This is a genomic window from Sphingomonas sp. CFBP 13706 (genome assembly GCF_014842355.1).
GTDB lineage: Bacteria > Pseudomonadota > Alphaproteobacteria > Sphingomonadales > Sphingomonadaceae > Sphingomonas > Sphingomonas aerolata.
On sequence record NZ_JACYVM010000004.1, the window covers coordinates 38,584 to 64,763 of the forward strand.

Consider the following 26,180-nt stretch of genomic DNA (forward strand, 5'->3'; position numbering starts at 1 on the left):
TTCGCGGGATCAATGTCCGCGCGAAATCGGCTGAGCCGTCAGCGTCTTAGCGTGCGACGGCGGCGATACCGCCGGCCGCGCCCGATGCTTCGGTCGTCGCGAAGGCGACCGGCACGCCGCCTGCCGTACCCGACACGCGGTCGCCGCGCACGATCAGGTGAAATGCCTGGCCCGACGGGAATCGGCGGCCGTTGATGACCTGGCGGCCGTTCTCGACGCTGCTGGTGTAGACATAGGTGCTGCCTTCATACTCGAAGGACTGCTTGGCTTCCTTGGCCATGCCGATCGTCGAGGTGAGGGCGGCCGCCGCGGCGGCGAGGATGTATACGGTCTTGCGCATGATATGTGCTCCGCAGTGAAAGATCGTACCGGGCGCAATCGCGTGGTCACCCAGCTTTGATGCCCTGAAGATATTGCGGTGCAGCATAAGCAGCAATTGCAAAGGAGTCCGTCGCACTTGCACGGCGTGCACGGCAACCGTTGGTGCCGCGACTGGCATAATCCTGCGACACTCCCGGGCTAGGGCCAGACCGCAGGAGATGACGGATGACGCAGGCGAGCATCGCATTGAACCGGTTCGGAATTGGTGCGCGACCCGACGACGTGGTCGGTAACGGCAGGGACTGGCTATCGGCGCAGCTGCCGGCATTTGCGATCCGCCCGCCGGCGATCGTGGCCGCCCCTGAGAGCGCGCGCGTTGCCGCCGATCTTGCCAGTTATCAACAGGCGCAGCGCGCGGCTCGCGCGGCAGCACCGCCGCCGGATGGCAGCCGCACCGCGGCCGCGACACCGCCGGTGCGGAGCGACGCGGTGCGGGCCGCACGACAGGCGATGGGGAAGCAGGCGCGGGACGATTATGGCGCTGCGGTCGCCGCCCGCGCGATCGCCGCGCTCACCACGCAGACCCCCTTCGTCGAGCGGCTCGTGCATTTCTGGGCTAATCACTTTGCGGTGTCGGCCGACCGGCTGACGGTGGTGGGACTGGCGGGGACGCTCGAGTTCGAGGCGATCCGGCCGCACGTGCTGGGCCGGTTCGGCGACATGCTGGCGGCGGTCGAACGGCACCCGGCCATGCTGCTCTATCTCGACCAGGCGGTGTCGGTCGGCCCGAACAGCGCGCTCGGCATGCGGGTCGCGGCGCGGGGCGGGCGCAAGGTCGGGCTGAACGAGAACCTCGCCCGCGAAATCCTTGAACTGCACACATTGGGGGTGCGCACCGGCTATGGGCAGGGCGACGTCACCGAACTCGCGCGGGCGATGACGGGGTGGACGGTGGCGGGCCTGGGGCGTGGCGGCGGACGGGATCAGGGCCCGGCGGGGCGGTTCCGGTTCGCGGCGGCGGTCCACGAACCCGGCGTGCGGACCGTGCTAGGAAAACATTATGCCGAGGATGGCGAGGATCAGGCGCGGGCTGTCTTGCGCGACCTCGCGGTGAACCCGGCGACCGCGACGCACGTCGCGACCAAGCTTGCCCGGCATTTCGCCGGTGACGTGCCGCCGCCGGCGATGGTCGCGCGCTTGCGGGCCGTCTTCCTCGAGACCGGCGGCGACCTGCCGAGCGTATACCGCGCGCTGATCGCATCGCCCGAGGCCTGGATCGAGACGCCGGTGAAATTCAAGACGCCCTGGGAATGGTCGATCGCGGCGATGCGCGCGCTGGGCATGAACAGTGTTCAGCCGGGGGCGATCGCCGGCCTGCTGACGCAGCTTGGCCAGCCGGTGTGGAAGCCCGGGCAGCCGGCCGGCTATGACGATATCGCCGCGAGCTGGGCGGGGCCCGATGCGATAATGCGCCGGGTCGAGGCGGCGGAGCGGTTCGCCTCGCGCGCGGGCGGGGCGATCGATGCCCGCAGGCTGGCGGCGACGCTGTTCCCCGGATCGGTGAGCGCCGCCACGACCGCGGCGCTGGCGCGCGCCGAAAGCCCCGGGCAGGCGCTCGCGCTGCTGCTCGTCGCACCCGAATCGATGCGGAGATAAGCCATGCTCGACCGTCGTCACGTCATCACCTCCGCCATGCTCGGCGGCCTCGTCAGCGCCTTTGCACCGCGCATGGCCTTTGCCCGCGCCGCCACCGCCAAGCGGTTCGTCTTCATCATCCAGCGCGGCGCGGCCGACGGACTGGGGACGATTGGTGCGGCCGGCGACCCGGCCTTCGCGGGCGCCCGCGGCGATCTCGCCGCCGACTTCGCGTCGGGCGCCAGGCTCGACGGCTTGTTCACATTGCATCCCGCGCTTGCGACGACCGCGGGCCTCTATGCGCGCAAGCAGGCGGTATTCGCGCATGCGATCGCGTCCCCCTATCGCGATCGATCGCATTTCGATGGGCAGAATGTCCTCGAGACGGGCGGCGCCACCGCCTATCAGGTCAAGGACGGGTGGCTCAATCGCCTGCTCGACCTGCTGCCCGCCGATTCCGCGCGCGGCATCGCGGTCGCCGCGACCGTGCCGATGGCGCTGCGCGGCCGCCGGGAGGTCGCCTCCTATGCGCCGTCGAACCTGCCCGATGCGTCCGACGACCTGCTCCAGCGTGTCGCGATGCTGTATCAGGGCGACGCGCAGCTCCACGGCCTGTGGAGCGAGGCGATGGCGACGCGAACCCTGACCAGCGACCTCGCCGCGGCGAACGGCCAGAATGCGGCGGCGACGGGTACGCTCGCCGCGCGGTTGATCGCACCGGCGAACGGCGCCCGCATCGCGATGATCGAGACGGGCGGCTGGGACACGCATGCCGGCCAGCGCGGACGTCTCGCGGCTCAATTGAAGGGTCTCGATGCGATGATCGGCGCGTTGCAGGTGGGGCTCGGACCGCTCTGGGCGCAGACGATGGTGCTGGTCGCGACCGAGTTCGGGCGGACCGTCGCGGTCAACGGGACCGGCGGCACCGATCACGGGACGGGCGCGTCGGCGATGGTGCTGGGCGGCGGGGTCGCGGGCGGGCGCGTGATCGCCGACTGGCCGGGGCTGGGGGCAGGGGCGCTTTACGAGGGGCGCGGCCTCAGACCGACCATGGCGCTCGACGCGTTCATCGGCGGTGCGGTCGCGGCGCATTTCGGCGTCGAGCCCGGGCACGCGATGGCGACGCTGTTCCCGGCCAGCGCCCGGACCCTGGCGATCGAGGGGCTGGTCCGCACCTCACCGGGCCGGTGCGGGATGAATTGAGCCCGGCCCTGCTTTGGGCTAGAGCCCCCGCTTCCTTACGATACCGGAATTGTCATGACGCTCTATACCCGCTTCGCCGCGCATATCGATGCGGCGCTCGACACGCTGACCGAGGCGGGGTTGTTGCCGGCCGGGCTCGACCGCAAGAACGTGACGGTCGAGCCGCCGCGCGATGCAAGCCACGGCGATCTTGCGACCAACGCGGCGATGGTGCTGGCCAAGCCCGCCAAGACCAACCCGCGCGTGCTGGCGGATGCGCTGGTCGTCGAACTCGGCAAGATCGAGTCCGTCGACAGCGCGAGCGTGGCGGGACCGGGCTTCATCAACATGAAGCTGACCGACGATGCCTGGCGCGGCGAGCTGGCCGCGGTGCCGGTCGCAGGCGCCGATTACGGGCGCTCGACGCTGGGCGACGGGATCACCGTCAACATCGAATATGTGTCGGCGAACCCGACCGGACCGATGCACATGGGGCATTGCCGGGGCGCGGTGGTCGGCGACGCGCTGGCCAGCCTGCTCGAATTTGCCGGCCACCGGGTGATCCGCGAATATTATGTCAACGATGCCGGCGGGCAGGTCGACGTGCTCGCACGCTCGGTCCATCTGCGGTACCGTGAGGCGTTGGGCGAGACGGTGACGATCCCCGAGGGCCTGTATCCCGGCGATTACCTCGTGCCGATCGGGCAGGCGCTGGCGAGCGAATATGGCGACCGGTTCGTCGGCGCGCCTGAAAGCGACTGGCTGGCGACGTTCCGGACGCGTGCGGTCGCGGCGATGATGGTGATGATCCGCGCCGATCTCGCGCTGCTCGGGATCGAGCATGAGGTGTTCTCCTCGGAGGCGGAACTGCAGGCGCTCGGCAAGCCCGAGGCGGCGGAGGCCGAATTGCGGTCGCGCGACCTCGTCTATGACGGCGTGCTCGAGGCGCCCAAGGGCGAGATGGCGGACGACTGGGAACCGGTCGAGCTGCCGCTGTTCCGCTCGACGCAGTTCGGCGACGACCAGGATCGGCCGATCAAGAAGTCGAACGGGTCGTGGACCTATTTCGGTGCCGATCTCGCCTATCATTTCCAGAAGAGCCAGACCGCCGACCAGCTGATCGACATCTGGGGTGCGGATCACGGCGGTACGGTCAAGCGGATCGTCGCGGGTGTGGCCGCGCTGACCGGCGGCAAGACGCGGTTCGACGTGAAGCTGGTCCAGATGGTCCGGCTGCTGCGCAATGGCGAGCCGGTGAAGATGTCCAAGCGGTCGGGTAATTTCGTCACGCTCGCCGATGTCGTGAACGAGGTCGGCAAGGATGTCGTGCGCTTCACGATGCTGACCCGGCGGTCGGACGCGCAGATGGATTTCGACTTCGCCAAGGTGGTCGAGGCATCGAAGGACAATCCGGTCTTCTACGTCCAATATGCGCATGCACGGATCGCCTCGCTGCACCGGCGCGCGGACGAGGCGGGAATCGCCGCGATCGAGGCGGACCTGTCCCGGCTTGATACGGACGAGCTCGCGCTGATGAAGCTCGCCAGCCAGTTTCCGCGAATCGTCGAAACCGCCGCTACGGCGCGCGAGCCGCACCGGATCGCGTTCTATCTCTACGACTTGGCCGCAGCGTTCCATGCGCTGTGGAACGTCGGCAACGATCGGCCCGAGCGGCGCTTCCTGGTGGTCGAGGATCCCGGCGCGACTGCGGCGCGGCTTTTCTTGGCGGACGCAATCGGGCAGATCATCCGCAACGGCCTTGCCATCATGGGCGTCGAGGCGGTTTCGGAGTTGAACTGATGGCCGACGAGATGAACCTGCGCGAGGAAGATCGACTGCCTTGGCTGGAGACGATCGAGTCGGACGATCGTGACGGCCCGCCGATCGCGCGTGTCGTCGCGCTGGTCGTGCTGGGGCTGGGTCTTCTCGCGGCGATCATCTTCGGGGTTTACACGCTGCAGAACCGCGTGCCGTCGGGCGACGGCCAGCTGATCGCCGCGCCTGCTACGCCGTACAAGGTCAAGCCGGATGCGGTCGGCGGCCTCAAGGTCAATGGCGAAGGCGACAGCGCGATCGCGACCAGCGCGGGCAAGGGCGCGGGCAATGGTGCGATCGACCTGACGGGCGTGCCCGAGGCGCCGGTTGCCGGACGCCGTGCAGTAGCGACGTCGACGGGGGCGGACGATCCTGCCGGCCGCAACGCGGTGGCGCAGGTGCCGGCATCGGGCGGCCGGCTGGTCGCGGCACCCCCGCTGCAGGCGCGGCCGGCAGCGGCGGGCCCAGTCGCGAGCGGATCGCTCGTCCAGCTCGGTGCCTTTCCGAGTGCTGCGGTGGCCAATTCGGCATGGACCAACTTCGCCAAGCGCTTCAGCTATCTCGCGCCGCTGAACAAGTTCGTCGAGCCGGTCGCACGCGGTGGCAACACGCTGTACCGGTTGCGCGTCGATGCGGGCAGCGCGAACCAGGCCGCCGATATTTGCGGACGGTTGCGTGTCGCCGGCGAAACCTGCTTCGTAGCCAGCTGATCGTCACGCTGCGGCAGGTTGAACGTGACGACGCAGGGGCGGTTCGCTAGGCGAGGCGCATGAAGCCCGTCATCTTCGGCCTGTCCGGCCCCGTGCTCACCCCGCAGGAACGCGCATTCTTTGCCGAGTGCGTGCCGGCGGGATATATCCTGTTCAAACGTAACGTCGTCGATCGTGCCCAGTTGCGCGCGCTGACGGAGTCGCTGCGCGCGATGTCGGGGCGCGACGACGTGGCAATCCTGATCGATCAGGAGGGCGGACGCGTCGCCCGGATGGGGCCGCCCGAATGGCCGAGCTTTCCCGCCGGACCGGTGTTCGACGCGGCCTATGACCGCGCGCCGATGACCGCGATCCAGGCGGCGCGCGCGAACGCCCAGGCGCTCGGGGTGATGCTGAGCGAGGTCGGGATCACGGTCGACTGCCTGCCGCTGCTCGACGTCGCGCAACCCGACACGACCGAAGCGGTTGCCTCGCGTGCGTTCGGGTCCGATCCGATGCGGGTCGCAGCGCTCGGACGCGCCACGCTGGAGGGGCTGGCCGCGGGCGGTGTCGTCGGGGTCGTCAAGCACATGCCCGGCCATGGCCGCGCGCGCGTCGATACGCATCATCACCTCCCCACCGTCACCGCCACCGATGCCGAGCTCGAGGTCGATCTCGAGCCCTTCCGCACGCTCAACCAGGCGCCGATGGGCATGACGTCGCATATCGTCTTCGACGCGTGGGACGCGGATCGCCCGGCGACGCTGTCACCAATCGTGATCGACCGGATCATCCGCGACCGCATCGGCTTCGACGGGCTGCTGATGACCGACGACATCGACATGAAGGCGCTGTCGGGCACCGCGGGCGACAAGGCAGCCGGTGCGATCGCGGCAGGATGTGATCTGGTCCTCGACTGCTGGGCGCGCATGGACGAGATGGTCGAGATTGCCGGCCGGCTGGGTCCGATCTCCGCGGTTGCGCGGGCTCGTCTCGATCGTGCGATGGCGTCGGTAGGGCCCGCAGAAGGTGTGTTCGACGATCTGATCGCGACCCGGGATGCGCTGCTCGGCCGGGCCATGCAGGACCCCGCCCAAGTCTAATCGGCTCACGAGCGGGCTGCGACGGATGCGCGGATGCTGTACGCAGCGCGGATGGACGATGCACAGCTGACGCTGGATCTGGATGGATGGGAGGGACCGCTCGACCTGCTGCTGTCGCTCGCGCGCGCGCAGCGGGTCGATCTGCGGACGATCTCGATCCTGTCGCTGGTCGAGCAATATCTCGCCTATGTCGATGACGCGCACACGCTCAAACTCGAACTCGCCGCGAATTATCTCGTGATGGCGGCGTGGCTGGCCTATCTGAAATCGGCATTGCTGTTGCCCCGCGATCCGTCGGTCGAGCCCGATCCGGATGACCTCGCACGGCGGCTCCAGCACCGGATCGAGCGGCTCGACGCGATGCGCGAGGCGGGGGCGCGGTTGATGGCGTGCGACCGGACGGGGCGCGACGTCTTCGTGCGCGGCGCACCCGAGGGGCTGCGGACGATCCGCAAGGCGGTCTGGACGGCGGAGATCTTCGACCTGATTGCGGCCTACGGGCGGGTATCGGGGCGCACCCGGCCGGTGATGCACGTGGTGGTGGACCGCGCGGTCATGACGCTGGAGGCGGCGCTCGAGCGCGTGTCGATAATGGTCGGCGAGCGGCTCGACTGGAGCAGGATTGAGGCGTTCCTGCCTGCGTCCGCGGTCGCGCCCGGCGCGGAGCGGTTTCGTCGGTCGGCCCTGGCGTCGAGTTTCGTCGCGGCACTCGAATTGGCGCGGCAGGGGCGTGTCGAGCTGCGACAGGCGGCGCCCTTTGCCCCGCTCTATCTGCGCGCCACGCCGGCATGACGCGGCCCGATGCGCTCGTCCGCGCGGTCGAGGCGGTGCTGTTCGCCGCCGACGCCCCGCTCACGCTCGACGCGATCCGCGCGCATGTCGGGGCGATCGCGACGGCGCGCGACGTCCGCGCCGCGATCGAGGTGCTGGTCGAGGACTATGCGGGGCGCGGCTTCAATATCGTCCGGCGCGGCGATCGCTGGCAGTTCCAGACCGCGCCCGACCTTGCCCATGTGCTGCGTCGCGAATCCGAAGAGCCGCGGCGGTTGAGCCGCGCGGGGATCGAGACGCTGGCGATCATCGCCTATCACGAGCCCGTCACCCGCGCCGAGATCGAGGCGATCCGCGGCGTGCAGATCTCCAAGGGCGTGCTCGACGTGCTGATGGAGGCGGACTGGGTCCGGCCCGCGGGGCGGCGCGAGGTCCCGGGGCGGCCGCTGCTCTATGCAACGACCGCCGCCTTCCTAGTGCATTTCGGGCTCAAAACCCGGCGCGACCTGCCGGGGATCGACGATCTGCGCGCTGCGGGGCTGCTCGATCCGGTCGATGTCGACGTCGAGGACCGTACAGATCGCGGCAGCCATGAAAGCACTGTGGCAAAGCGTGACGATGACGCCTAGATAGAGGCAGGTTTTCAGGAGAATTGTCATGGGCGGATTCAGCCCGATCCATCTGCTCGTTCTTGCGGTCGTCGCGATCCTCCTTCTGGGCGGCGGTCGGTTTTCCAGCCTGATGGGCGACGTTGCCAAGGGCGTTAAGAACTTCAAGAAGGGCATGGCCGAGCCTGACGACGAGACGCCGGCCAAGCCATCCGCGCGTATCGAAGCTCAGAAGACCGCCGATCCGGCGTTCGATCGCGATGGCAATCGCGTCCGCGAAGACCGCTGAGCCGCGCTTGACGTTCCCAGACTCGACGGGTCCAGATAGGCGCGCCTGAATGTTCGATATCGCTCCGTCCGAATTCCTGCTCGTGGCGTTCGTCGCGCTTGTCGTGATCGGTCCGAAGGACCTGCCCAAGGCGATGCGCGTCGTCGGCTATTGGGTCGGCAAGGCGCGCGGCGTCGCGCGGCAATTCCGGTCGGGCTTCGACTCGATGGTCCGCGAGGCGGAGCTCGAGGAAATGGAAAAGCGCTGGGCGTCGGAGAATGAGCGGATCATGCGTGAGCACCCGCCGACCGACACCGCGCAGATCGTCCATTCGCCCGAACCCGACATCCATCACGATCTGCCGTCGTCCGAACCCGTGATGGTCGAGAAGCCCGTCGTGCTCCCGGCTTCCGGGCCCTCGGGTGATAAGCCGGCGCCGGCCGGCCTTGATATCGAAGCGCCGGCCCCGGATCACCGGGCAAGCGTCGACGCGACACCCGGGCAGGATCGGCACGAACACGCCGTGCCAGCTGCCACGCCGTCCGACGCGCGGACGGGCAAGTCCGACGTAGCGTCGTCGTGACCGACTTCCAGATTGCCGAGAGCATAGCGTCATGAGTGAGATCGACGAGAGCCGGGCCCCCTTGCTCGACCATCTGATCGAGTTGCGGCGGCGGCTGCTCTATTGCATCGCCGCGCTGGTCGTGACGTTCGCCGTGGCGATGTATTTTGCCGAGGATATCTTCGGCTTCCTCGTCCACCCGCTGCTGGCGGCGGGGCAGGACACGGTGATCTACACCGAGGTGTTCGAGGCGTTCTTCGTCCAGGTGAAGGTCGCGTTCTTCGCGGCGATGATGCTGTCCTTCCCGGTCATCGCCAACCAGCTCTGGCAGTTCGTCGCCCCCGGTCTGTACAAGAAGGAGAAGAACGCGCTCCTGCCGTTCATCCTCGCGACCCCCGTCCTGTTCCTCACGGGCGCGGCCATGGCCTATTATGTCGCGATCCCGATGGCGCTCCACTTCCTGCTGGGGTTCGACGGCGTGGTCGGCGGCGTGAAGCGCGAGGCGCTGCCGGCGATCGGCAACTACCTGTCGTTCACGATGCAGTTCCTGTTCGGCTTTGGGATCGCTTTCCTGCTGCCCGTGCTGCTGATGCTGCTCGAGCGCGCCGGGATCGTCACGCGCAAGCAGCTGGTCGGCGCGCGGCGCTACGCCATCGTCGCCGCGTTCGCGATTGCCGCGGTCCTGACGCCCCCGGATATCGGGTCGCAGCTGCTGCTCGCGATCCCGCTGACGATCCTTTACGAATTCGCGCTGATCGGCATCTGGTTCACCGAGCGCAGCCGGGCGAAGGCCAAGGCGCAGGATGAGACGTCGGACTCCACCGATATCGCCGAAACGCACTGAGCGAACGGCGCCAGACGTAAAAACGGGGCCCGGTGCAGCTGCACCGGGCCCCGTTTTCGTATCTCAAGCGCAAAGGCTTACTTGGCGTCGCCCGCGGTCTTCGCCACGGTACGGCCGGCCGAGCTCACGTCCTTGCCGGCGCCTTCGACCGTGTTGCATGCCGACACGATGAGCGCGCTGGCCACAACGGCCAATCCAACCAACTTACGCATAATACTTCCTCCTAGAAGGGCTTGAATGCCACCGAGGGGAGAAATGTACGGGCGCGGGTTTCGTTCCGTTGGTGCAACCAGGCACGCATCTGATTTGGAATGATAAAGGCCCGGAAGCGTCACCGGGGGGGGGAGGGTGATGCTTCCAGGCCTGTCACTTGGATAGCGAGAGCGGGGGGGCATAAAGTCGCTATCCGAACTATAGAACGGCGCTCGGGAAGGGTAGTTCCTGCCATTTACAAGTTTTTTTCGATGAGGTGTTTCGTCGTGTTCAATCGCGCCCGATGACGGCAAATGCGATCTCATAGGCGCCAACCAGCGGGTCATGATGGAGCGCTGAGCGCAACTGGCGTGAAAGGCCTTCCATTACACGGCCATAGCGCGTTGCTGCCTCGCGGAGCGCGTCGCTCTCGATCAGCGCCCGTGAGACGACGCGGAGCACTGCGCGGTCGGGCGTGGCGCCGGGCTGGATCGATACGCGGATCTGTGCCGAGGGATCGCAGGTCATTGCCAACTCGATCGTTTCGGTCGCTAGGAACGCGACCGCGACGGCGACGTCCTGATTGACGAGGAACGGAGCGACGTCGAGCGTGATGCCCAGACCGTGCGAGCGATCGGGGGCGGTGGCGCGGATGTTGGCGGACAGCTCGCCGAGCATCGTGCGCATGTTGAGCCCGCGATTTTCCTCGAGCTCGGCAAAGTGGTTGCGGTGCACGACCGCCAGCGCGTCGACCCGGCGCTGGATCGACGAATAGGCCTCGGTCGCGTCGGCGCTGCGTGCACTGCGGGCGTGGAAGTTGATCAGGCTGGAGATCACCTGGAGATTGTTCTTCACCCGGTGATGCACTTCGCGCGTTAGCTTGGTCTGTCGCACGAGTCCGGCCGCCAGGCCCGCTTCGTGTGCCGCCACGGTCCGGCTGATGACCTGGAACGTGTCGCCGAGCTCGCGGATCTCCTGCGCGGGTATGGTGCGGACGGTGCCGGTATCAATGACCTCGCCCGGCGTGAACGCAGCGACCGCGGCGCGCAATTGCCGCAAGGGACGGATCAGCAGGCGGTCGACGACGAACCACCCGATCCCCGCTGCCGCCGCCCACATCAGCAGCGGCAACAGCAGCGCGATGATCAGCGACGAGGTGATCGGTGCGCTGCGGATGCTCGTGCGCAGCGCAAGGCCCGCGACGCCAAGGTCGGTGCGCATCGTTTCCAGCCGGTCGAGCGGTGCCTCGTCGTCGATCGATTCGAGGAGCAGCGCGTCCTGTCCGAGCATCAGCGCACTGTTGAATTCCAGGGTCTGGTTGGACGGCCGGCCGATCCGTTCGATGAAGGGTTGTGGGAAATAGGCGCGTGCCGACGTCTCGCCGCCGGGGCCGGTGATCGCGAGGACCAGGCCGCGGTTCGGGACGATCGCGGCGGCAACGGGATTGCTGGTCGAATCCAGCGCGACGGCTTCGGGCAGCGCGCGCCCGCACAACACGCGGCCGGCGCGGTCGGTGATGACAAATCGCGTACCCGAGGAGGCCTGCTGCGCGAACACGCCCTGTGCGCGGGCGCAGCTCGGCGCATCGGCCGGGTCGAAGCCCAGCGCGTTCACCGCGACGCGCAACGCGGTCATGTCACCGATCAGTTCGATGGCGATCGATCGTGCGCTTTCTGCCGCAGCGACCCGCAACCGTGCACGGGCTTCCGCATCGGCGACACGCGTCGTTTGCAGGGTCGCGAAGATCGCGATCAGCGCGAGCGGCAGAAGCGCTGCGCTGAGGATCAGGAAAAGCTTGGCCCCGGTGGGGAGACGCCCGATCGCGGTGGCGATCTTCGACGGTGGACGAGCCGCTGTCGCATCGGCGTCAACAGAGCTGGTGTCGGTCGGGGTCTCTGTGGAGCCCGGGGCGGCAGGTGACGGGGTGCCGGATTTGCTCACGGAACCGGTTGGCGAGGCCATGCGGCCCGCCCTCAGTCCAGCTTGCCGAGCAGCGCCAGAAACTCGTCAGGAACGGCTTCCTCGACGGTCTGCTGATAGACCGACCGCAATGCCGTTCCCATCTGCCGATCGCGGGCCGTGTCGCGCGGCTTGCCGGTGCCCTTGCCGGCGGGAGTGCCAGCGGGAGTTTCGTTCTGCGTGTCGTGGCCCAAACTCAAAATTTCCCCCTGCACGACGCACGTAAGATGATGTTTACCATAGGCCGCGGGCGGCACATGACACAGCTAGACCTGCGTCATACACTCGCGGTGATTGTCCGTGAAACCAAATAGCCTCTCGTTAGTTCCCTGTTCGAGCGAAAAATCGATATTGTCGTGGGCGTCGGGCCAAAAGGTTCCGAGGGTCTGGCAATCGGTCGGTCGCGTCATATTCTAGTATCGTCGTCCTCACCGGGCCGGCGTAACGATCAGGGAGTTACCAATACCCATGTCGCTTGGACAGCAACTCGCACCGCATCTTCCCTTTCTGCGGCGCTACGGCCGGGCCCTGACCGGCAGCCAGAGTCATGGCGACAAATATGTTCGCGCGACGCTCGAGGCGATCGTCGCGGCGCCCGATGAATTCCCGAAGGACGTCGATCCACGTCTCGGTCTCTATCGGATGTTCCAGGCGATCTGGTCGTCGGCGAATTATGACGAAATGGGCGACGAGGGTGTCGGCGATACCGACGGTCACGCCGCGGTCGCGCGGGCGCGGATGTCGCGGATGACTCCGCTGTCGCGTCAGGCGCTGCTGCTGACCGCGATGGAGGGTTTCACGCCCGAGGACGCGGCCTATCTGATCGACGTCGATGCGAACGAGGTCGAAGAGCTCGTCGCCGCAGCACTGGCGGAAATCGAAGGTCAGACCCGCGCGCGCGTCCTGATTATCGAGGACGAGCCGATCATCGCGATGGATATCGAGACGATCGTGCGCGACCTGGGTCACGACGTGACCGGTGTCGCAGTGACTCGCGACGAGGCCGTGGCCCTTGCGATGGAAGAGCGTCCGGGTCTCGTGCTCGCTGATATTCAGCTGGCTGACGACAGTTCGGGTATCGACGCGGTCAAGGACATCCTTGCCGAATTCGAGGTTCCCGTGATCTTCATCACCGCGTTCCCCGAACGACTCCTGACCGGTGAGCGCCCCGAGCCGACCTTCCTGATCACCAAGCCGTTCCAGCGTTCGACAGTGAAGGCGGCAATCAGCCAAGCACTGTTCTTCGATCAGACGACCGTTCCCGGCGCCTGATCCGCTGTTAGACTTGGGCCGGGGTTGCCGTCGACGATATCGTCAGCAACCCCGGCATCAAGTTTTTGATAGTTACGGACCCAAAACGGCGTTCGGGGGTTTCAGTCTCATGGTTGACCCAAAAGAGCAGATTCACGTCGCCGGCGAAGACGCCCGCGCTGGCGCAACACCGCATATGACCCGCTATATCCTTGTGATATCACTGGTCCTGGTTATCGCCATTTTTGCATTTCTCGTCATTCGATAGCATATGCGTGGCGTGGCGGAGCGGCTGATGCCGATCCGTATGCTCAAGATCGCCGTCCTCTGGGCGGCGGTCGTCATTCGGGAACGATCGGAATTTCATGGTACAGCCCGCCCAGCGTGACGACGAAGTCGACGGCGCCGAGCCTCAGGTCGCGCCCGTTGAGCACGTCTCGCTTTCCGATGCCGAGTTCAAGGTCCAGCTTGCCCAGGTGATCCCGCACCTCCGTGCGTTCGGGCGTTCGCTGTCTGGCAGCCGCGACCTTGCGGATGACCTGGTGCAGGAGACCCTGCTGAAGGCGTGGGCCGCACGCCTGCGCTTCCAAGCTGGTACGAACATGCGCGCCTGGACGTTCATCATCCTGCGCAACCTCTATCTGTCGCAGATGCGTCGCGCCCGCTTCAAGGGCGAGTGGGACGATCTGGTGGCGGATCGCATCCTTGCGGCACCCGCGAGTCAGGACCGGCATGTCGAGCTGGGCGATATGCAGCGCGCATTGATGCACCTGCCGCAGCCGCAGCGTGAGGCGTTGATCCTCGTCGGCGCGGGCGGGTTTGCGTATGAAGAGGCAGCGGAGATCTGCAACGTGGCGGTCGGCACGATTAAGAGCCGGGTTGCGCGTGGCCGTGTTGCGCTCGAAACCATTCTGACGGATGGATCGCTGCCGTCGCGTCGCGATCATGAAACCGACACGACCAAGACGGCACTCGACTCGATCATGGGCGATGTCGAGGAACTGAGCCGCGGGCGTTGAAGTAGACGCTCGCCGCGGCTGGCGTTTGGATCAGTGTGGTCGCGAGGATACAGTGTCGAGTTCTCGCAGCAGCGACATGAACTCGTCGGGCATTCCAGGATCGCGATCGAACGCACCGCGCAGCGACTGGCCGATCGCATCCGTCTTGCGAGGCGCGCGAACGACCAGATGATCGGTCTGGTCACGGCGAATAGTCGGGTGCAGATGGGTCATGCAGGGTCAACGAGCCTCAAGAGCTTTTGTTGCTACCCCGGCTTGACTTTATAAAAGAATTGTGGGGTGTGGCATGGATAACGCGCATCGGGCGTCGGACATCATCGCCGCGACGCAGCGCGCGCGACGCTGGTCCCCCTTCCTCGCCATGCTCCTCGACCGCGAGCCTGTCCTTGCCGCCGCGCTGGCGGAGGGGCGACTGGATCCGGACCCGGCGCCACTCGACCTCGACATGCCGGTCGCACGACGCCTACGCCTTGAACGGCGTGCGCTCGCGCTGAGAGTTGCGATCGGTGACCTGGCCGGCGTGTTCGATCTCACCGCCGTAACGCAGCAGCTCACCCGGTTTGCCGACCACGCACTCGACACCGCGATCCGCACCGCGATCGAAGAACGCACGCCCGGCGCCGAGGCGCGCGGGTTCGCCGCGATCGCGCTCGGCAAACAGGGCAGTGGCGAACTCAATTACTCGTCGGATATCGATCCGATCCTGATCTACGATCCGGCAACTCTGCCGCTGCGGCCACGCGAGGAACCCGAAGCCGCCGCCGTGCGGATCGGCAAGCGCGTCGTCGAACTGCTCCAGGCACGCGACGGCGACGGCTATGTGCTGCGCGTCGACCTCCGCCTGCGGCCGTCTCCCGAGATCACGCCGATCGCGCTGCCGATCGATGCGGCGATCAGCTATTACGAGGCGCAGGCGCTCCCCTGGGAGCGCGCCGCCTTCATCCGGGCGCGCGCCGCGGCGGGCGACATCGCACTCGGCAGGCAGTTCCTCAACACGGTCCGCCCGTTCGTCTGGCGGCGCGCGCTCGATTTCGGCGCGATCGGCGAGATTCGCGGCATCTCGCGACGGATCCGTGATCATCATGCGCAGGGTCAGGCCTTCGGGCCGGGTTACGACCTGAAGCGCGGCCGCGGCGGGATACGCGAAGCCGAATTCTTCGCGCAGATCCATCAGTTGATCCATGGCGGTCGCGACCCCGCGCTTCGCGCGCCGGCCACCCGCGTCGCGCTTGCGCGGCTGGCGGAGGCGGGGTGGATCGGCGGTGACGAGGCGCGCGCGCTGATCGACAGCTATACGCTGTTGCGGACGATCGAGCACCGGGTGCAGATGATCGACGACCGGCAGACGCATGCCTTGCCGACCGGCGATGCGCTCGATCGGGTGGCGTGGCTGCACGGGCTCGACAGCAGCGCGGCATTGCTGGCGCTGCTCGCCCCGCATGTCGCGGCGACCGGGCGGATCTACGACGCGCTCGACGATGGCGCGCCATCCGGGCTTTCGCATGATCCGACGCGGCTCGACGTCGAGCTGGCAGAGGCGGGGTTTGCCGAACCCGAACCCGCGCGCCAGCGGATCGCCGCGTGGCGGGCAGGGGCCTATCCCGCGCTGCGCAGCAGTGCCGCGCAGGCGGCGCTCGAGGCGGTCCTGCCGACGCTGGTCCCGGCGCTCGCCGCCGCGCCTGAGCCGCAGGCCGCGATGCTTAGGCTCGATTCGATGCTCGAGCGCCTGCCGAGCGCGATCAACGTGTTCCGACTGCTCGAAGCACGACCGGCGCTCGCCACGCTCCTCGCGGCGATCCTGAGCCATGCGCCGACGCTGGCGGAGGATCTGGCGCGACGCCCCGCGCTGCTCGACGGGTTGATCGATGCGACCGCGCTCGCCCCGGTCGCGGCGCTCGACGCGCTGATCGACCGGATGCGCGCGGGCGAGGCGGGGCTCGATTATCAGGGGCGGCTCGATCACGTCCGGCGCGTGGTCGGCGAACTGCGCTTTGCCCTGGGCGCGCAGATCGTTGCCGGGACGTCGGATCCGCTCGACGTCGCGGCGGGCTATGCGCGCGTCGCGGAGGCGGCGATCGCGGTGCTGGCGGAGGCGACGATCCGCGGCTTTGCCGATGTGCATGGGCAGGTGCCGGGCAGCGAACTCGTGATCCTGGCGCTCGGCCGGATGGGCGGGGCGATGCTCACTCATGCGTCTGATCTCGACCTCGTCTATCTGTTCACCGGCGATTTCACCGCCGAGTCGGATGGCGCCAAGCCGCTTGGGGCGACGCTCTACTACAACCGGCTGGCGCAACGCGTGACCGCGGCGTTGTCGGTTGCGACCGCGGCCGGGCCGCTCTATCAGATCGATACGCGGCTGCGGCCATCGGGGGCGCAGGGGCCGCTGGTCGTGACGCTCGACAGCTTCGCACGCTATCAGCATGAGGAAGCCTGGACGTGGGAGCATATGGCGCTGACCAGGGCGCGGCCGGTCTTCGGATCCGCACCCGCCAGAGCGGCGCTGTCCGCGGTGATCGCCGATGTCCTGACCGGCGCGCGGACCGAGCGCGACGTGGTCGGCGATGCGACGCGGATGCGCGCCGACATGGCCGCGCACAAGCCTGCCAAGGGGCCGCTCGACGCGAAGCTTCTGCCGGGTGGTCTGGTCGATCTCGAATTCGCGACGCATGTCGTCCAGCTCGTTGAGCGCAGCGGCTTCGATGCCAATCTGGGGCGTGCGATCGCGCAGCTCGTCGCCGAAGGGCGGATGCCCGCGACGATGCTCGCCGCGCATGATATCCTGACGCGCCTGCTCGTGACGCTGCGGCTCGTCGCGCCCGACGCGGCGCCGCCCGGCCCGCCGACCCAGGCGTTGATCGCGCGCGCGCTCGGGCTGCACGACTGGCCTGCGGTTCTTGCGGGCCTCGCCGAGGTCCGGCAACAGGTGACCGTGTTCTGGCACGAACTGACAGGAGAGCAGGATGGATGACGGTGCGATGATCCCGGACGTCTCGGTGACGATGCCCGATGGCACGGCCGTTGCGCTGACGACGCTGGCGCGCCCGCTGGTCGTCTATTTCTATCCCAAGGACGATACCGCCGGCTGCACGCGCGAGGCGCAAGACTTTTCCGCGCTCGAGTCGGCCTTCGCTGAGATCGGGGTCGGCGTGCTCGGCGTGTCGAAGGATACGCCCGCCGCGCATGCGAAGTTCAGCGTCAAGCACGGATTGACCGTCTCGCTGGCGACCGACGTCGATGGCGCGGTCTGCGAGGGCTTCGGGGTCTGGGTCGAGAAGGCGATGTACGGCCGCAAATATATGGGGATCGAGCGCGCGACCTTCCTGTTCGACGCGGACGGCCGACTGGCGACATCGTGGCGCAAGCTCCGGGTCCCCGGCCATGCCGAGGCCGTTCTTGCTGCCGCCAAGGCGCTGACCCCGCAATAAAGACCGTTCCACGAGGCAGGGCGCGGCGTCCCCTGGCGGGGCGATTCCTTTTTACCGGTACCATTTGGTTTCAACGGCTCAACGCACGCGCGTCCCGGTCCACCCCAAGTTAGCGGCGCGGCTCTTGCCGAAGTGGGTCAAATCGGCACACATCCTGACTTGTCTGGGACGCGGAGGGGCTGCGGTTCAGGACAGAGTCTTGGCGCCGGGCCCGTTTGCGATCCGGCTCCTGTTTTTTGTCGGGGACCAATGGTCGATATCACCGTTTCCGCTGCAGCCTTAGCCAACCGCGCAGCCTTTCGTATCAAGACGCTCTTCGCCGCGCGGGACCTGACGGTTCACGACGGCCACTCGGTCCGCCGGGTTCGCCTGGGCAGCCGCAAGCAGGCAGCGATGGCGGCACTCAGCGCCGTGACGCTCGGCTTTTCCGGCTATGGTGCCGCGCAGGCAGCCTATGGCGCCGCAGCCGCGACCGGCGTCGTCGCGGCGCCCAACGCTGATCTCCAGGTCGCGCAGATGGAGCGCCGCATCGGTCAGATGCAGGCGCGCGTCGCGACCATTCGTCAGACCGCCGCAGCGCACGCTGCGCGGGTCGAACAGCGCCAGCAGCTGATCACCGCCGCCCTGACCGGCAAGGGCGATACCAAGGCGATGGCGCTGGCGACGCTGGCGATCGACCCCGCGCCCGACGCGCTCGCGGCCGATGTCGTCAAGCCGCTGGTCAAGGTCGAGGGCCGCCAGCGCGTTCTCGCCGACGCGGCGCAGACGGTTCTCGATCAGCGCTATGCCGACACCACGGACACCGTGCGCAAGCTCGGCCTGCGTCCCGAACGCGTCGCTGCTGCCGCCAAGCGCACTCAAGCGAGCAAGCAGGCCGCCATGGGCGGACCGCTGGTCGCCGCCGACAGCCCCGAGGCGCTGGCCGATGTCCGCGCCGACGCCCAGTTCCGCACGCTGTTCCAGACCTGGAAGAAGCTCGACACGCTGCAGCAGGGGGTGATCGCGATCCCTTCGGTCCAGCCGGTTCATCTGCTGTCCTTCACCAGCAATTTCGGCATCCGGTCGGATCCATTCCGCGGGACTGCCGCGATGCATGCCGGCGTGGACATTCCGGGTCCGGTCGGCACGCCGATCTACGCCACGGCTGACGGCATCGTCTCGCATGCCGGTCGCCAGGGCGGCTATGGCAATCTCGTCGAACTCAATCACGGCAAGGGCATCGCGACCCGGTACGGCCACCTCTCGAAGATCCTCGTCGGCGACAATGCCCGCGTGACGCGGGGCCAGCTGATCGCGCTGATGGGCTCGACCGGTCGTTCGACCGGCCCGCATCTTCATTATGAAGTCCGGATCGACGGTCATGCCGTGAACCCGATCCCGTTCCTCACGACCGCCGACTACCTCCTCGCCGCGCAGGATCGCTCGGTCGGTGCGATCCCGGTCTCGACCGACGGACCGGCAGCGCAAGACTGAGCCGCACGGTTTGCTATCAAGCCCGGTCCGCGGTCCTGCGCGGCAGGGCGAGGTTGCCGCGGATAGCGGGACCGCCTATCTCGGGACCATGGCAACTCTGGCTCCCGACATCATCCTGACCCCCTCCGCCGCGGCGCGCGTCGCCGCTATTGCTGCCCGACAGGGCAAGCCGGCGATCCTGCGCCTTTCGGTCGATGGCGGTGGCTGTTCGGGGTTCCAGTACAAGTTCGGTTTCGCCGATGCGGCCGAGGCGGATGACGTGGTCGCCGAACGCGACGGCGTCCGGCTGGTCGTCGACAGCGTCAGCATCGATCTCGTCCGCGGTTGCGCGGTCGACTATGTCGAGTCGCTCGCCGGCGCGGCGTTCCGCGTGGAGAATCCCAATGCAGCCTCGGGCTGCGGTTGCGGCTCGAGCTTTTCGGTCTGACGCCCGGTGAAGATCGTCACGTACAATATCAACGGGATCAAGGCCCGTCTCCCGCGGCTGATCGAATATCTTGCCGAAGAGCAGCCCGAGATCGTCTGTCTGCAGGAACTCAAGACCAGCGACGAAACGTTCCCGGCCGCGGAGATCGAGGCGGCGGGGTACGGTGTTGTCTGGCATGGGCAAAAGGCCTGGAACGGCGTGGCGATCCTCGCCAAGGGCCAGACCCCCAGACTCCGGCAGCGCGGCCTCGAAGGCGAGCCCGAGGACGAGCACAGCCGCTATATCGAGGCAGAGGTCGACGGACTGACGATCGCCGCGCTGTATCTGCCCAATGGCAATCCGCAGCCCGGCCCGAAATTCGACTATAAGCTGCGCTGGATGACGCGGCTTGCGGCGCGCGCGCGCGTGCTGCTGGCCGATGAGGTGCCTGCCATCCTCGCGGGCGATTACAACGTGATCGCGAATGACGACGACACGTTTTCGGTGTCGCGGATGCAGGACGATGCGTTGATGCAGCCCGAAAGCCGGAGCGCCTATCGTGCGCTGCTCGGGCAGGGCTGGACCGATGCCCTTCGAACGCAGTTCCCCAAGGGAGGCGTGTGGACCTTCTGGGACTATCAGGCGGGCGCGTGGCAGCGCGACGCGGGCTTCCGCATCGATCATCTGCTGCTCAGCCCGCAGGCGGCCGACCGGATGATCGATGCCGGTGTCGACAAGGCCTATCGCGGCCGCGAAAAGGCGAGCGATCATGCCCCGACCTGGGTCCGCCTGCGATGAACGCACCGGCGGGGCGGCCTGCGACACGGCTTGCCGCGGGTGTGCTGGCGACGCTGCTATTGGCCTGTTCGACCCAGGTTTGTGCGCAGGAGCGCGACTATTGCCCTGAACGCCCGGGGATCGATACGCCCGCCTGCACCATGGAAAAAGGCCGCGTCTCGGTCGAAGCCGCGCTCGCCGACTGGACGCGCGACGACGGGGCAGGCTCGCGTGAGGACAATGTCCTGATCGCTGATACGCTGGTCCGGGTCGGGCTCAGCGACACGGTCGAGGCAAGGGTGGGATGGACGCCGTTCGGCCATGACCGGACGCGCGACGAAACGGGGATCGACGTCGCGGACCGTATCGGCGACGTGTCGCTGAGCATGAAGGCCAGCCTGAGCCATCCCGACGGCAAGGGCCTGTCGATCGCCGTCCTGCCGTTCGTGACGCTGCCCGTCGGCCGTTCGCCGGTCGGTGATGGCGACTGGGGCAGCGGGTTGCTGCTGCCGGTGACATTCGAAATGTCCGATACGGTGTCGCTCGACCTGACACCCGAAGTCGATGCCGCGGTCGACGATGACGGGCATGGCCGGCACCTGGCCTATAGCAGCGCGGTCGGCCTCGCGTTCACGCTCGACAAGGCGGTGACGCTGAACGCCGAGCTGCAGGCGCTGCGCGACGATGACCCGGCCGGCCGCAGCACCCAGGCACTGGCTGCGCTGTCGCTCGCCTGGATGGTCCGTGACGATCTTCAGTTTGACATTTTCGGGGCGGCAGGCTTGACCCATGATACCCCCGACGCGCGGCTTTATGCGGGGGTGGCGCGGAGGTTCTAGATGATCGCGGTGCTGATCGGACTGCAGGCCGTCGCCGGCCCCCCGCTCCCGCGCGAACTTCGCCCCCCGGTCGCTCGGGCGGCGACCCCCTGTCCCGTAACGCCGCCCGGTGGCGAGATCGTCGTCTGTGGCCGGCCGACCGACCAGCGTCTTGCACGGCTTCCCACGCCGCCGGTCAACGCACCCGATGCGCCGATGACGTTCCGTCTGCCGGGCGGCGGGACGGGCAAGGTCCACGCGGTCCAGAGCACGCTGCCGGGGGCGACCGGATCCGGGGCGGTCGTCACGCTGCGCATCCCGTTCGGTCCGGGTCGCCGAGCGGCCGACCCCGCCCGGTAGGCTCAGGCCGGGTCGCGTGGCCGGGTCCGCAGCGCATCGCTGAGCGAGGCGGTGCCGCTGCCGCGTCGCGCCGGCTTGGGCTGTGACGGGGCAGGCGACCAGCCGGTGAGGAAGATGATCTCGAATCGTTCGGCGGTCCGTCCGTCCGCGTCGGCGAGCTCGGCAAAGGCCTGTGCGAGCCCCGCCAGCGCCTGCCGGCCGAGTGCGCTACGCCCCGCGAGCACGTTCGTCGCCGCCATCCCGCGAAGATCGCCGAGCAGTCGCCCGACATCGCGATAGCCGACGTTCAGCGTCTCGATGTCCGCTACCGGCAGCGCGAACCCCGCGCGCATCAGCAGATCGCCCGCCGAACGGACGTCGATCTGCGGATGCAGCCGCGCGGCGGGTCGCTCCGCCTCCGCCACCCGCAACGCCTGGCGGAGTGCCGGAAGGCTCCCGGCCCCGACGAACGCGCCGAGAAACAGTCCATCCGGGCGCAGCACGCGGCGGATCAGCGACAGCGCGCCGGGCAGATCGTTGACCTGGTCGAGCACGCCCGCGCTGACGACGAGGTCGAACGATGCGTCGGCAAAGGGCAGCCGGTCCTCGTCGGCCTGAACGCCGCCCGCGTGCGCGGCAAAGCCGTGGCCCGCATCGCAGCGTACGACCCGTGCGCCCGGGGGCGCGACGAACGCGCCGTCGAAACAGCCGAGGTCGAGAATGTCGACAAAGTCCCGCGTCACCGCATCGAGCCGCTCGGCGATCCCGTCGAGCATCGTCGCGCGTACGAAATCCGCGTCGGCATAGGCGGCACGCGCGCGGTCGCGGCGCTGGCGGCGGGCGACCCGGTCGAAGATTTCCGGGGCGCTGCCTTGGCTGGGGTCTGGGATCTGCACGCCGCGCTTGTGCCGTCTGCATGCTTTGACGACAAGGGCGGATGCGGTTGCTCGATCCGATTGGCGCGGTGATCCGGCTGGCGCTGCCGCCGCGCTGCCCCGGCTGCGGCAGTCCGGTGGCGGCGGACCACCGGTTCTGCGCAAGCTGCTGGAACGGCCTGCACTTTCTCGGTCCGCCCTGGTGTGCCGCGTGCAACCTGCCCTTTGCGCATGATCGCGGCGACGGCGCATTGTGCGCCGCGTGCCTCACCCAGCCGCCGCGTCACGCAGGCGTCCGCGCCGCGGTCGCCTATGGACCGGTGGCGCGTGGCCTGGCGCTGCGGTTGAAATATGGTGGCCGAACCGCGTTCGCCGCGACGATGGCGCGCGCCATGCACCGGCTCATGCCCGAGCAGGCAGCGCTGATCGTGCCGGTACCGCTGCACCGCTGGCGGCTGTGGTCACGCGGGTTCAACCAGGCGGCGCTCATCGCGACGACACTCGCGAACCTGTCGACCGTGCCCGCCGACCTGAATGTCCTCGTCCGGACGCGGCAGACGACCGTGCTGCGCGGGCTCGGCAGGCGTCAGCGCGGCAGGGCGGTGGCGGGCGCCTTCGCCGTCGCGGCGGGCGGGCGCGACCGGCTGTGCGGCAGGGCGGTCGTGCTGATCGACGACATCTATGCGAGCGGGGCGACGAGCGCGGCGTGCACCGGCGCGCTGCTCGCGGCGGGGGCGGAATCGGTGACGATCCTGTGCTGGGCACGTGTTCTGGACGACACCGATTATTGACAAGCGCGCGGTCAGACCACACCTGAAAATAATGGCTAAAGTTGAAATCTACATCAAACAATTCTGCCCCTATTGCACGCGGGCGATGAAGCTCCTTGCCGCCAAGGGCGTCGAACCCGAAACGTTCGACGTGACGATGGGCGGGCCGAAGAAGAAGGAGATGGTCGAGCGCTCGGGTGGTCGCATGACCATGCCGCAGGTGTTCATCGACGGGAAGCATATCGGCGGGTCGGATGACCTTGCCGCGCTCGATGCCCGGGGTGGGCTCGACCCGCTCCTGGCCTGATGCCCCGCATCGCGCTTCTGCAGATGACCAGCGGGATCGATCCCGCGGGCAATGCTGCAACGCTGGTCGCTGCGATCCGGTCGGCGGCAGGGCAGGGCGCGGTGATGCTGTTCACCCCGGAAATGTCGGGTCTGATCGACCGCGATCGCGCGCGGGCCGCCGCGTCGATCGTGGCCGAGGCCGACGATCCTGTGCTCGCTCGCGTCTGCGCCGCTGCGGCCGATGAGGGGATCTGGGTGCATCTTGGCTCGCTCGCCGTCCGCCGGGCAGACGGCCGGTTTGCCAATCGCGGGTTCGTGATCGATCCGTCGGGCATTATCCGCGCGCGCTACGACAAGCTCCATCTCTTCGATGTCGACCTGCCGACGGGAGAAAGCTGGCGTGAATCCGCGGCCTATGCCGCGGGGGACGCGGCGATCGTCACGCAGACGCCAATCGGCATGCTGGGCGCATCGATCTGTTATGACCTGCGCTTTCCCGACCTGTACCGCGCGTTGAGCCATGCCGGCGCGACGGTGCTTTCGGTCCCGGCGGCGTTCACCAGGCCGACGGGGGCCGCGCATTGGCATGTCCTGCTCCGCGCCCGGGCGATCGAATCGGCCTCCTACGTCGTCGCTGCGGCGCAGACCGGCGTCCACGCCGATGGTCGCGCGACCTATGGCCATTCGCTGGTGATCGATCCCTGGGGCACGGTCCTGCTCGACATGGGTGAGGCGGCAGGGCTCGGTTATGCGGAGATCAGCCCGGACAGCGTGACGGATGTCCGCGCGCGAATCCCGGCGCTCGATCATCGGCGGCCGATCCCTTCCGTGGCTGTGATCCGGTGATCGTCTTCGACCTGAAATGCGGCACCGGGCATGTGTTCGAGGCGTGGTTCGGCTCGAGCGCGGCCTATGAGGCGCAGCGCGCAGCCCGACAGGTCGAATGCCCGCTCTGCGGCGATGCAGAGGTGGCGAAGGCGGTGATGGCGCCGGCCGTTTCGGGCAAGGGCAATCGTATAGCTGAGGGGCCGACGCCCGCGCGGATGAAGGCGATGATGACGATGCTGGCATCGAAACAGGCCGAACTGCTCGCGTCATCCCGGTGGGTCGGCGGCGCCTTTGCGGATCGCGCGCGCGCGATGCACCTGGGCGACGAGGCCCCCGAACCGATCCACGGCCAGGCCAGCCTCGCCGAGGCCAGGGCGCTGGTCGAGGACGGTGTCGCCGTGCTGCCGCTGCCGCTGCCGGTCACGCCACCCGATACGATCAACTAAAGATGGGGTCGCCCGGCCTTACCCCGTAACGCGCGCAAGCACTGGTTTCAGCGCCGACTTGATCTCGAAGAACAACGGATGCTTCAGCAGCCGCAGCGCGATGCCCCACAGGGCGATGCCGATGCCGACGGCCAGGACGATCGGAACCAGCGGCGTCGTCGCGGCCCAGCCATGCCAGGCCATGACGATGATCGCCGGCGCGATCGCGACGCTGGTGGCGATTCCGCTGCGCAGATAGATGGCGAACATGTCGCGGTACTGACTGTCCGTGATCCGGCGGATATGCGGCATGTAGAGCACGCAGGCAAAAATCGCATCGATGACCTTCGCCATCGCGGCGGCCTCGATGCTGATGAAGCAGGCTGCCGAAAATACGACGAAGCCGACGATGCTGCGCACGAATTCAAAGCGTGCCTGACGGCCGGTTTCGTCGGCGATGATGAACAGATCCCACGCCATCGCGATGGCGGTGTTGAATACGCCGACGACGCACAGGATCGACAGGCACATCGCGATCGAAACCCATTTCGCGCCATAGATGAGCAGCACGAACGGCCCCGACAGCACGCCAAGCCCCAGGAATGTCGGCCACATCAGCGCGGTGAACAGGGCCAGCGCGTTCTGATAGCGCGGCCCGATCGGCAGGCCGGCGCGGATCCCCGCGGCAAAGTCGACGAACATGATGCGGCAGATCACCAGGAACACGCTGTCCCACAACATGCTGAAAATGTTGCCGGACCTGGAATATAAGCCAAGCGCAGCCAACCCCAGCAAGCGGCCGAGCGCCATATCCTGCAACCGCGAAAAGACGCGGGAAATGCCCAGCGTGGCGAGCACGTTGATGCTGAACCGATGCACGTCGCGCCAGTTGTCAAACCCGACCTTGACCCTGGCATGATGCGGCGCAAGGCCGATCGCCATCGCGGTGCTGATCAAGGCGGCGATGATCTGCCCATAGGCAAAGCTCATATAGCTCTGGCCCGCGACCGCGAAGGCCACGGTGGCGATCGTGCCCGACGCCGTCGCCAGCATCTTGATGATCGACACGGCTTTGAAATCGCCGTCACGCTCGAGCAACGTCAGGGGCATGAAGCCGGCGGCCGTGATGATCGGGATTATCGCCAGACAGAACAACACGGGCCGGACCGCAGGCTCGTTGAAGACCGCACCGCTCACCAGGCCGAACCCGGCAATGATGAAGGCCAGGACGATTGCGACGCCGAGATTGATGCTGAAGACGGTCGACGACAATTCTGCCGTGAGATTCTTCTCGCGGATGAGATAATTGTTCAATCCGAGCGACTGAATGATGGAGATCAGTCCGCTGGCCGCAAAGGCGACAGCGAAAATGCCGACCTCGTACGGGGTGAGGATGCGCGCCAATACGACCGAGCTGACCAGCTGGAGTATGAAATATATTGCCTGCGAACCGGCCATCCATCCAATTGACTTGCGCATACGCATCGTCTCGGGCTCACTCTATCACTGTCGTTGCGAAGTATACGGCTTGGGG

At 67.5% G+C, this 26,180-nt stretch carries 30 protein-coding genes; 23 read left to right on the forward strand and 7 right to left on the reverse strand.

Going from position 1 to position 26,180, the window contains the following annotated elements; genetic code table 11:
- Positions 1-46: 46 nt before the first annotated feature.
- Entirely contained in the window at positions 47-340 is a 294-nt protein-coding gene (locus tag IFS44_RS08925; RefSeq protein WP_031394322.1) for a hypothetical protein, read from the reverse strand.
- A 206-nt stretch (positions 341-546) separates the two neighbouring features.
- Between IFS44_RS08925 and IFS44_RS08930 the strand changes: the two genes are divergently transcribed.
- Genes IFS44_RS08930 through tatC form a run of 10 tightly spaced genes read left to right on the forward strand, consistent with a single transcriptional unit; the run spans position 547 to position 9,798 of the window.
- A complete protein-coding gene (locus IFS44_RS08930; protein WP_192098247.1) occupies positions 547-1,977 on the forward strand; it encodes a DUF1800 domain-containing protein in 1,431 nt (476 codons plus the stop codon).
- 3 nt (positions 1,978-1,980) lie between these two features.
- Positions 1,981-3,159 (forward strand): DUF1501 domain-containing protein, encoded by a 1,179-nt coding sequence (locus IFS44_RS08935; RefSeq protein ID WP_192098248.1) that lies wholly within the window; start codon positions 1,981-1,983, stop codon positions 3,157-3,159.
- Positions 3,160-3,213: 54 nt separating this feature from the next.
- On the forward strand, positions 3,214-4,938 hold the full coding sequence (argS, locus tag IFS44_RS08940) for an arginine--tRNA ligase (protein WP_056680197.1): 1,725 nt from the start codon (positions 3,214-3,216) through the stop codon (positions 4,936-4,938).
- Positions 4,938-5,663, forward strand: coding sequence for an SPOR domain-containing protein (locus IFS44_RS08945; protein ID WP_107045989.1), 726 nt, complete (start codon positions 4,938-4,940; stop codon positions 5,661-5,663). Before argS ends, IFS44_RS08945 begins: the two co-directional genes overlap by 1 nt.
- 59 nt (positions 5,664-5,722) lie before the next feature.
- Complete coding sequence (locus IFS44_RS08950) at positions 5,723-6,745, forward strand: glycoside hydrolase family 3 protein (protein ID WP_192098249.1); 1,023 nt, start codon at positions 5,723-5,725, stop codon at positions 6,743-6,745.
- Positions 6,746-6,778: 33 nt separating this feature from the next.
- Positions 6,779-7,537 (forward strand): segregation and condensation protein A, encoded by a 759-nt coding sequence (locus IFS44_RS08955; RefSeq protein ID WP_244650118.1) that lies wholly within the window; start codon positions 6,779-6,781, stop codon positions 7,535-7,537.
- Positions 7,534-8,145 (forward strand): SMC-Scp complex subunit ScpB, encoded by a 612-nt coding sequence (gene scpB, locus IFS44_RS08960; protein ID WP_056680208.1) that lies wholly within the window; start codon positions 7,534-7,536, stop codon positions 8,143-8,145. Before IFS44_RS08955 ends, scpB begins: the two co-directional genes overlap by 4 nt.
- Positions 8,146-8,173: 28 nt before the next feature.
- Positions 8,174-8,413, forward strand: a complete 240-nt coding sequence (locus tag IFS44_RS08965; RefSeq protein WP_031394888.1) for a twin-arginine translocase TatA/TatE family subunit — start codon at positions 8,174-8,176, stop codon at positions 8,411-8,413.
- Between the two features lie 49 nt (positions 8,414-8,462).
- Positions 8,463-8,975: a Sec-independent protein translocase protein TatB gene (gene tatB, locus IFS44_RS08970; RefSeq protein ID WP_192098250.1), complete on the forward strand. Its 513-nt coding sequence runs from the start codon at positions 8,463-8,465 to the stop codon at positions 8,973-8,975.
- Positions 8,976-9,006: 31 nt separating this feature from the next.
- Positions 9,007-9,798: a twin-arginine translocase subunit TatC gene (gene tatC, locus IFS44_RS08975; protein ID WP_031394886.1), complete on the forward strand. Its 792-nt coding sequence runs from the start codon at positions 9,007-9,009 to the stop codon at positions 9,796-9,798.
- 77 nt (positions 9,799-9,875) lie between these two features.
- On the opposite strand, the gene IFS44_RS08980 is transcribed toward tatC, so the two are convergent.
- From IFS44_RS08980 to IFS44_RS22195, 3 genes are all read right to left on the reverse strand, one after another.
- Positions 9,876-10,010, reverse strand: coding sequence for an entericidin A/B family lipoprotein (locus IFS44_RS08980; protein ID WP_192098251.1), 135 nt, complete (start codon positions 10,008-10,010; stop codon positions 9,876-9,878).
- A gap of 271 nt (positions 10,011-10,281) precedes the next feature.
- Complete coding sequence (locus IFS44_RS08985) at positions 10,282-11,823, reverse strand: sensor histidine kinase (RefSeq protein WP_342366406.1); 1,542 nt, start codon at positions 11,821-11,823, stop codon at positions 10,282-10,284.
- Between the two features lie 140 nt (positions 11,824-11,963).
- Complete coding sequence (locus IFS44_RS22195; RefSeq protein WP_146163677.1) at positions 11,964-12,149, reverse strand: NepR family anti-sigma factor; 186 nt, start codon at positions 12,147-12,149, stop codon at positions 11,964-11,966.
- A 268-nt stretch (positions 12,150-12,417) separates the two neighbouring features.
- On the opposite strand from IFS44_RS22195, the gene IFS44_RS08995 reads away from it, so the two are divergent.
- Positions 12,418-13,221 (forward strand): response regulator, encoded by an 804-nt coding sequence (locus IFS44_RS08995; RefSeq protein ID WP_031394883.1) that lies wholly within the window; start codon positions 12,418-12,420, stop codon positions 13,219-13,221.
- Positions 13,222-13,565: 344 nt separating this feature from the next.
- Positions 13,566-14,219: a sigma-70 family RNA polymerase sigma factor gene (locus IFS44_RS09000; RefSeq protein WP_031439350.1), complete on the forward strand. Its 654-nt coding sequence runs from the start codon at positions 13,566-13,568 to the stop codon at positions 14,217-14,219.
- Between the two features lie 30 nt (positions 14,220-14,249).
- On the opposite strand, the gene IFS44_RS09005 is transcribed toward IFS44_RS09000, so the two are convergent.
- Positions 14,250-14,432 carry a hypothetical protein gene (locus IFS44_RS09005; RefSeq protein ID WP_192098253.1) on the reverse strand — a complete coding sequence of 61 codons (183 nt, stop codon included), beginning with the start codon at positions 14,430-14,432 and terminating at the stop codon, positions 14,250-14,252.
- Positions 14,433-14,505: 73 nt separating this feature from the next.
- Between IFS44_RS09005 and IFS44_RS09010 the strand changes: the two genes are divergently transcribed.
- The 7 genes from IFS44_RS09010 (at position 14,506) to IFS44_RS09040 (ending at position 21,481) form a co-directional block, all read left to right on the forward strand.
- Complete coding sequence (locus IFS44_RS09010) at positions 14,506-17,190, forward strand: bifunctional [glutamine synthetase] adenylyltransferase/[glutamine synthetase]-adenylyl-L-tyrosine phosphorylase (RefSeq protein WP_192098254.1); 2,685 nt, start codon at positions 14,506-14,508, stop codon at positions 17,188-17,190.
- Positions 17,183-17,647 (forward strand): peroxiredoxin, encoded by a 465-nt coding sequence (locus IFS44_RS09015; protein ID WP_192098255.1) that lies wholly within the window; start codon positions 17,183-17,185, stop codon positions 17,645-17,647. The genes IFS44_RS09010 and IFS44_RS09015 overlap by 8 nt, the downstream gene beginning before the upstream one ends.
- 249 nt (positions 17,648-17,896) lie before the next feature.
- Entirely contained in the window at positions 17,897-19,120 is a 1,224-nt protein-coding gene (locus IFS44_RS09020) for a M23 family metallopeptidase (protein ID WP_192098256.1), read from the forward strand.
- An 88-nt stretch (positions 19,121-19,208) separates the two neighbouring features.
- Positions 19,209-19,547 (forward strand): iron-sulfur cluster insertion protein ErpA, encoded by a 339-nt coding sequence (gene erpA, locus IFS44_RS09025; protein WP_031394554.1) that lies wholly within the window; start codon positions 19,209-19,211, stop codon positions 19,545-19,547.
- Positions 19,548-19,553: 6 nt separating this feature from the next.
- The gene (gene xth / locus IFS44_RS09030) at positions 19,554-20,324 is read left to right on the forward strand and encodes an exodeoxyribonuclease III (RefSeq protein WP_192098257.1); all 771 of its coding nucleotides are present in this window, start codon (positions 19,554-19,556) and stop codon (positions 20,322-20,324) included.
- On the forward strand, positions 20,321-21,142 hold the full coding sequence (locus IFS44_RS09035) for a transporter (protein WP_192098258.1): 822 nt from the start codon (positions 20,321-20,323) through the stop codon (positions 21,140-21,142). Before xth ends, IFS44_RS09035 begins: the two co-directional genes overlap by 4 nt.
- The gene (locus tag IFS44_RS09040) at positions 21,143-21,481 is read left to right on the forward strand and encodes a hypothetical protein (protein WP_056680225.1); all 339 of its coding nucleotides are present in this window, start codon (positions 21,143-21,145) and stop codon (positions 21,479-21,481) included. It abuts the gene before it with no gap.
- A 2-nt stretch (positions 21,482-21,483) separates the two neighbouring features.
- On the opposite strand, the gene IFS44_RS09045 is transcribed toward IFS44_RS09040, so the two are convergent.
- A complete protein-coding gene (locus tag IFS44_RS09045; protein WP_342366386.1) occupies positions 21,484-22,356 on the reverse strand; it encodes a class I SAM-dependent methyltransferase in 873 nt (290 codons plus the stop codon).
- Positions 22,357-22,397: 41 nt separating this feature from the next.
- Here IFS44_RS09045 and IFS44_RS22200 point away from each other — a divergent pair, with 41 nt between their 5' ends.
- The 4 genes from IFS44_RS22200 to IFS44_RS09065 are packed head-to-tail and all read left to right on the forward strand — an operon-like array spanning position 22,398 to position 24,667.
- Complete coding sequence (locus IFS44_RS22200; RefSeq protein ID WP_244650120.1) at positions 22,398-23,126, forward strand: ComF family protein; 729 nt, start codon at positions 22,398-22,400, stop codon at positions 23,124-23,126.
- Positions 23,127-23,157: 31 nt separating this feature from the next.
- The gene (gene grxC, locus IFS44_RS09055; RefSeq protein ID WP_031396302.1) at positions 23,158-23,412 is read left to right on the forward strand and encodes a glutaredoxin 3; all 255 of its coding nucleotides are present in this window, start codon (positions 23,158-23,160) and stop codon (positions 23,410-23,412) included.
- A complete protein-coding gene (locus IFS44_RS09060) occupies positions 23,412-24,239 on the forward strand; it encodes a carbon-nitrogen hydrolase family protein (protein WP_192098261.1) in 828 nt (275 codons plus the stop codon). The genes grxC and IFS44_RS09060 overlap by 1 nt, the downstream gene beginning before the upstream one ends.
- A complete protein-coding gene (locus tag IFS44_RS09065; protein WP_192098262.1) occupies positions 24,236-24,667 on the forward strand; it encodes a DUF1178 family protein in 432 nt (143 codons plus the stop codon). The genes IFS44_RS09060 and IFS44_RS09065 overlap by 4 nt, the downstream gene beginning before the upstream one ends.
- An 18-nt stretch (positions 24,668-24,685) precedes the next feature.
- Here the strand turns inward: IFS44_RS09065 and IFS44_RS09070 are convergent, their stop codons facing one another.
- Positions 24,686-26,131 carry an oligosaccharide flippase family protein gene (locus IFS44_RS09070; protein ID WP_342366387.1) on the reverse strand — a complete coding sequence of 482 codons (1,446 nt, stop codon included), beginning with the start codon at positions 26,129-26,131 and terminating at the stop codon, positions 24,686-24,688.
- Between the last annotated feature and the right edge of the window lie 49 nt (positions 26,132-26,180).

What these genes read in the sequence shown, in the direction of transcription:
- IFS44_RS08925 (WP_031394322.1), bottom strand. Translation starts at nt 340, where the DNA reads ATGCGCAAGACCGTATACATCCTCGCCGCCGCGGCGGCCGCCCTCACC.
- IFS44_RS08930 (WP_192098247.1), top strand. Translation starts at nt 547, where the DNA reads ATGACGCAGGCGAGCATCGCATTGAACCGGTTCGGAATTGGTGCGCGA.
- IFS44_RS08935 (WP_192098248.1), top strand. Translation starts at nt 1,981, where the DNA reads ATGCTCGACCGTCGTCACGTCATCACCTCCGCCATGCTCGGCGGCCTC.
- argS (WP_056680197.1), top strand. Translation starts at nt 3,214, where the DNA reads ATGACGCTCTATACCCGCTTCGCCGCGCATATCGATGCGGCGCTCGAC.
- IFS44_RS08945 (WP_107045989.1), top strand. Translation starts at nt 4,938, where the DNA reads ATGGCCGACGAGATGAACCTGCGCGAGGAAGATCGACTGCCTTGGCTG.
- IFS44_RS08950 (WP_192098249.1), top strand. Translation starts at nt 5,723, where the DNA reads ATGAAGCCCGTCATCTTCGGCCTGTCCGGCCCCGTGCTCACCCCGCAG.
- IFS44_RS08955 (WP_244650118.1), top strand. Translation starts at nt 6,779, where the DNA reads ATGCTGTACGCAGCGCGGATGGACGATGCACAGCTGACGCTGGATCTG.
- scpB (WP_056680208.1), top strand. Translation starts at nt 7,534, where the DNA reads ATGACGCGGCCCGATGCGCTCGTCCGCGCGGTCGAGGCGGTGCTGTTC.
- IFS44_RS08965 (WP_031394888.1), top strand. Translation starts at nt 8,174, where the DNA reads ATGGGCGGATTCAGCCCGATCCATCTGCTCGTTCTTGCGGTCGTCGCG.
- tatB (WP_192098250.1), top strand. Translation starts at nt 8,463, where the DNA reads ATGTTCGATATCGCTCCGTCCGAATTCCTGCTCGTGGCGTTCGTCGCG.
- tatC (WP_031394886.1), top strand. Translation starts at nt 9,007, where the DNA reads ATGAGTGAGATCGACGAGAGCCGGGCCCCCTTGCTCGACCATCTGATC.
- IFS44_RS08980 (WP_192098251.1), bottom strand. Translation starts at nt 10,010, where the DNA reads ATGCGTAAGTTGGTTGGATTGGCCGTTGTGGCCAGCGCGCTCATCGTG.
- IFS44_RS08995 (WP_031394883.1), top strand. Translation starts at nt 12,418, where the DNA reads ATGTCGCTTGGACAGCAACTCGCACCGCATCTTCCCTTTCTGCGGCGC.
- IFS44_RS09000 (WP_031439350.1), top strand. Translation starts at nt 13,566, where the DNA reads ATGGTACAGCCCGCCCAGCGTGACGACGAAGTCGACGGCGCCGAGCCT.
- IFS44_RS09005 (WP_192098253.1), bottom strand. Translation starts at nt 14,432, where the DNA reads ATGACCCATCTGCACCCGACTATTCGCCGTGACCAGACCGATCATCTG.
- IFS44_RS09010 (WP_192098254.1), top strand. Translation starts at nt 14,506, where the DNA reads ATGGATAACGCGCATCGGGCGTCGGACATCATCGCCGCGACGCAGCGC.
- IFS44_RS09015 (WP_192098255.1), top strand. Translation starts at nt 17,183, where the DNA reads ATGGATGACGGTGCGATGATCCCGGACGTCTCGGTGACGATGCCCGAT.
- IFS44_RS09020 (WP_192098256.1), top strand. Translation starts at nt 17,897, where the DNA reads ATGGTCGATATCACCGTTTCCGCTGCAGCCTTAGCCAACCGCGCAGCC.
- erpA (WP_031394554.1), top strand. Translation starts at nt 19,209, where the DNA reads ATGGCAACTCTGGCTCCCGACATCATCCTGACCCCCTCCGCCGCGGCG.
- IFS44_RS09035 (WP_192098258.1), top strand. Translation starts at nt 20,321, where the DNA reads ATGAACGCACCGGCGGGGCGGCCTGCGACACGGCTTGCCGCGGGTGTG.
- IFS44_RS09040 (WP_056680225.1), top strand. Translation starts at nt 21,143, where the DNA reads ATGATCGCGGTGCTGATCGGACTGCAGGCCGTCGCCGGCCCCCCGCTC.
- IFS44_RS22200 (WP_244650120.1), top strand. Translation starts at nt 22,398, where the DNA reads ATGCGGTTGCTCGATCCGATTGGCGCGGTGATCCGGCTGGCGCTGCCG.
- grxC (WP_031396302.1), top strand. Translation starts at nt 23,158, where the DNA reads ATGGCTAAAGTTGAAATCTACATCAAACAATTCTGCCCCTATTGCACG.
- IFS44_RS09060 (WP_192098261.1), top strand. Translation starts at nt 23,412, where the DNA reads ATGCCCCGCATCGCGCTTCTGCAGATGACCAGCGGGATCGATCCCGCG.
- IFS44_RS09070 (WP_342366387.1), bottom strand. Translation starts at nt 26,131, where the DNA reads ATGCGTATGCGCAAGTCAATTGGATGGATGGCCGGTTCGCAGGCAATA.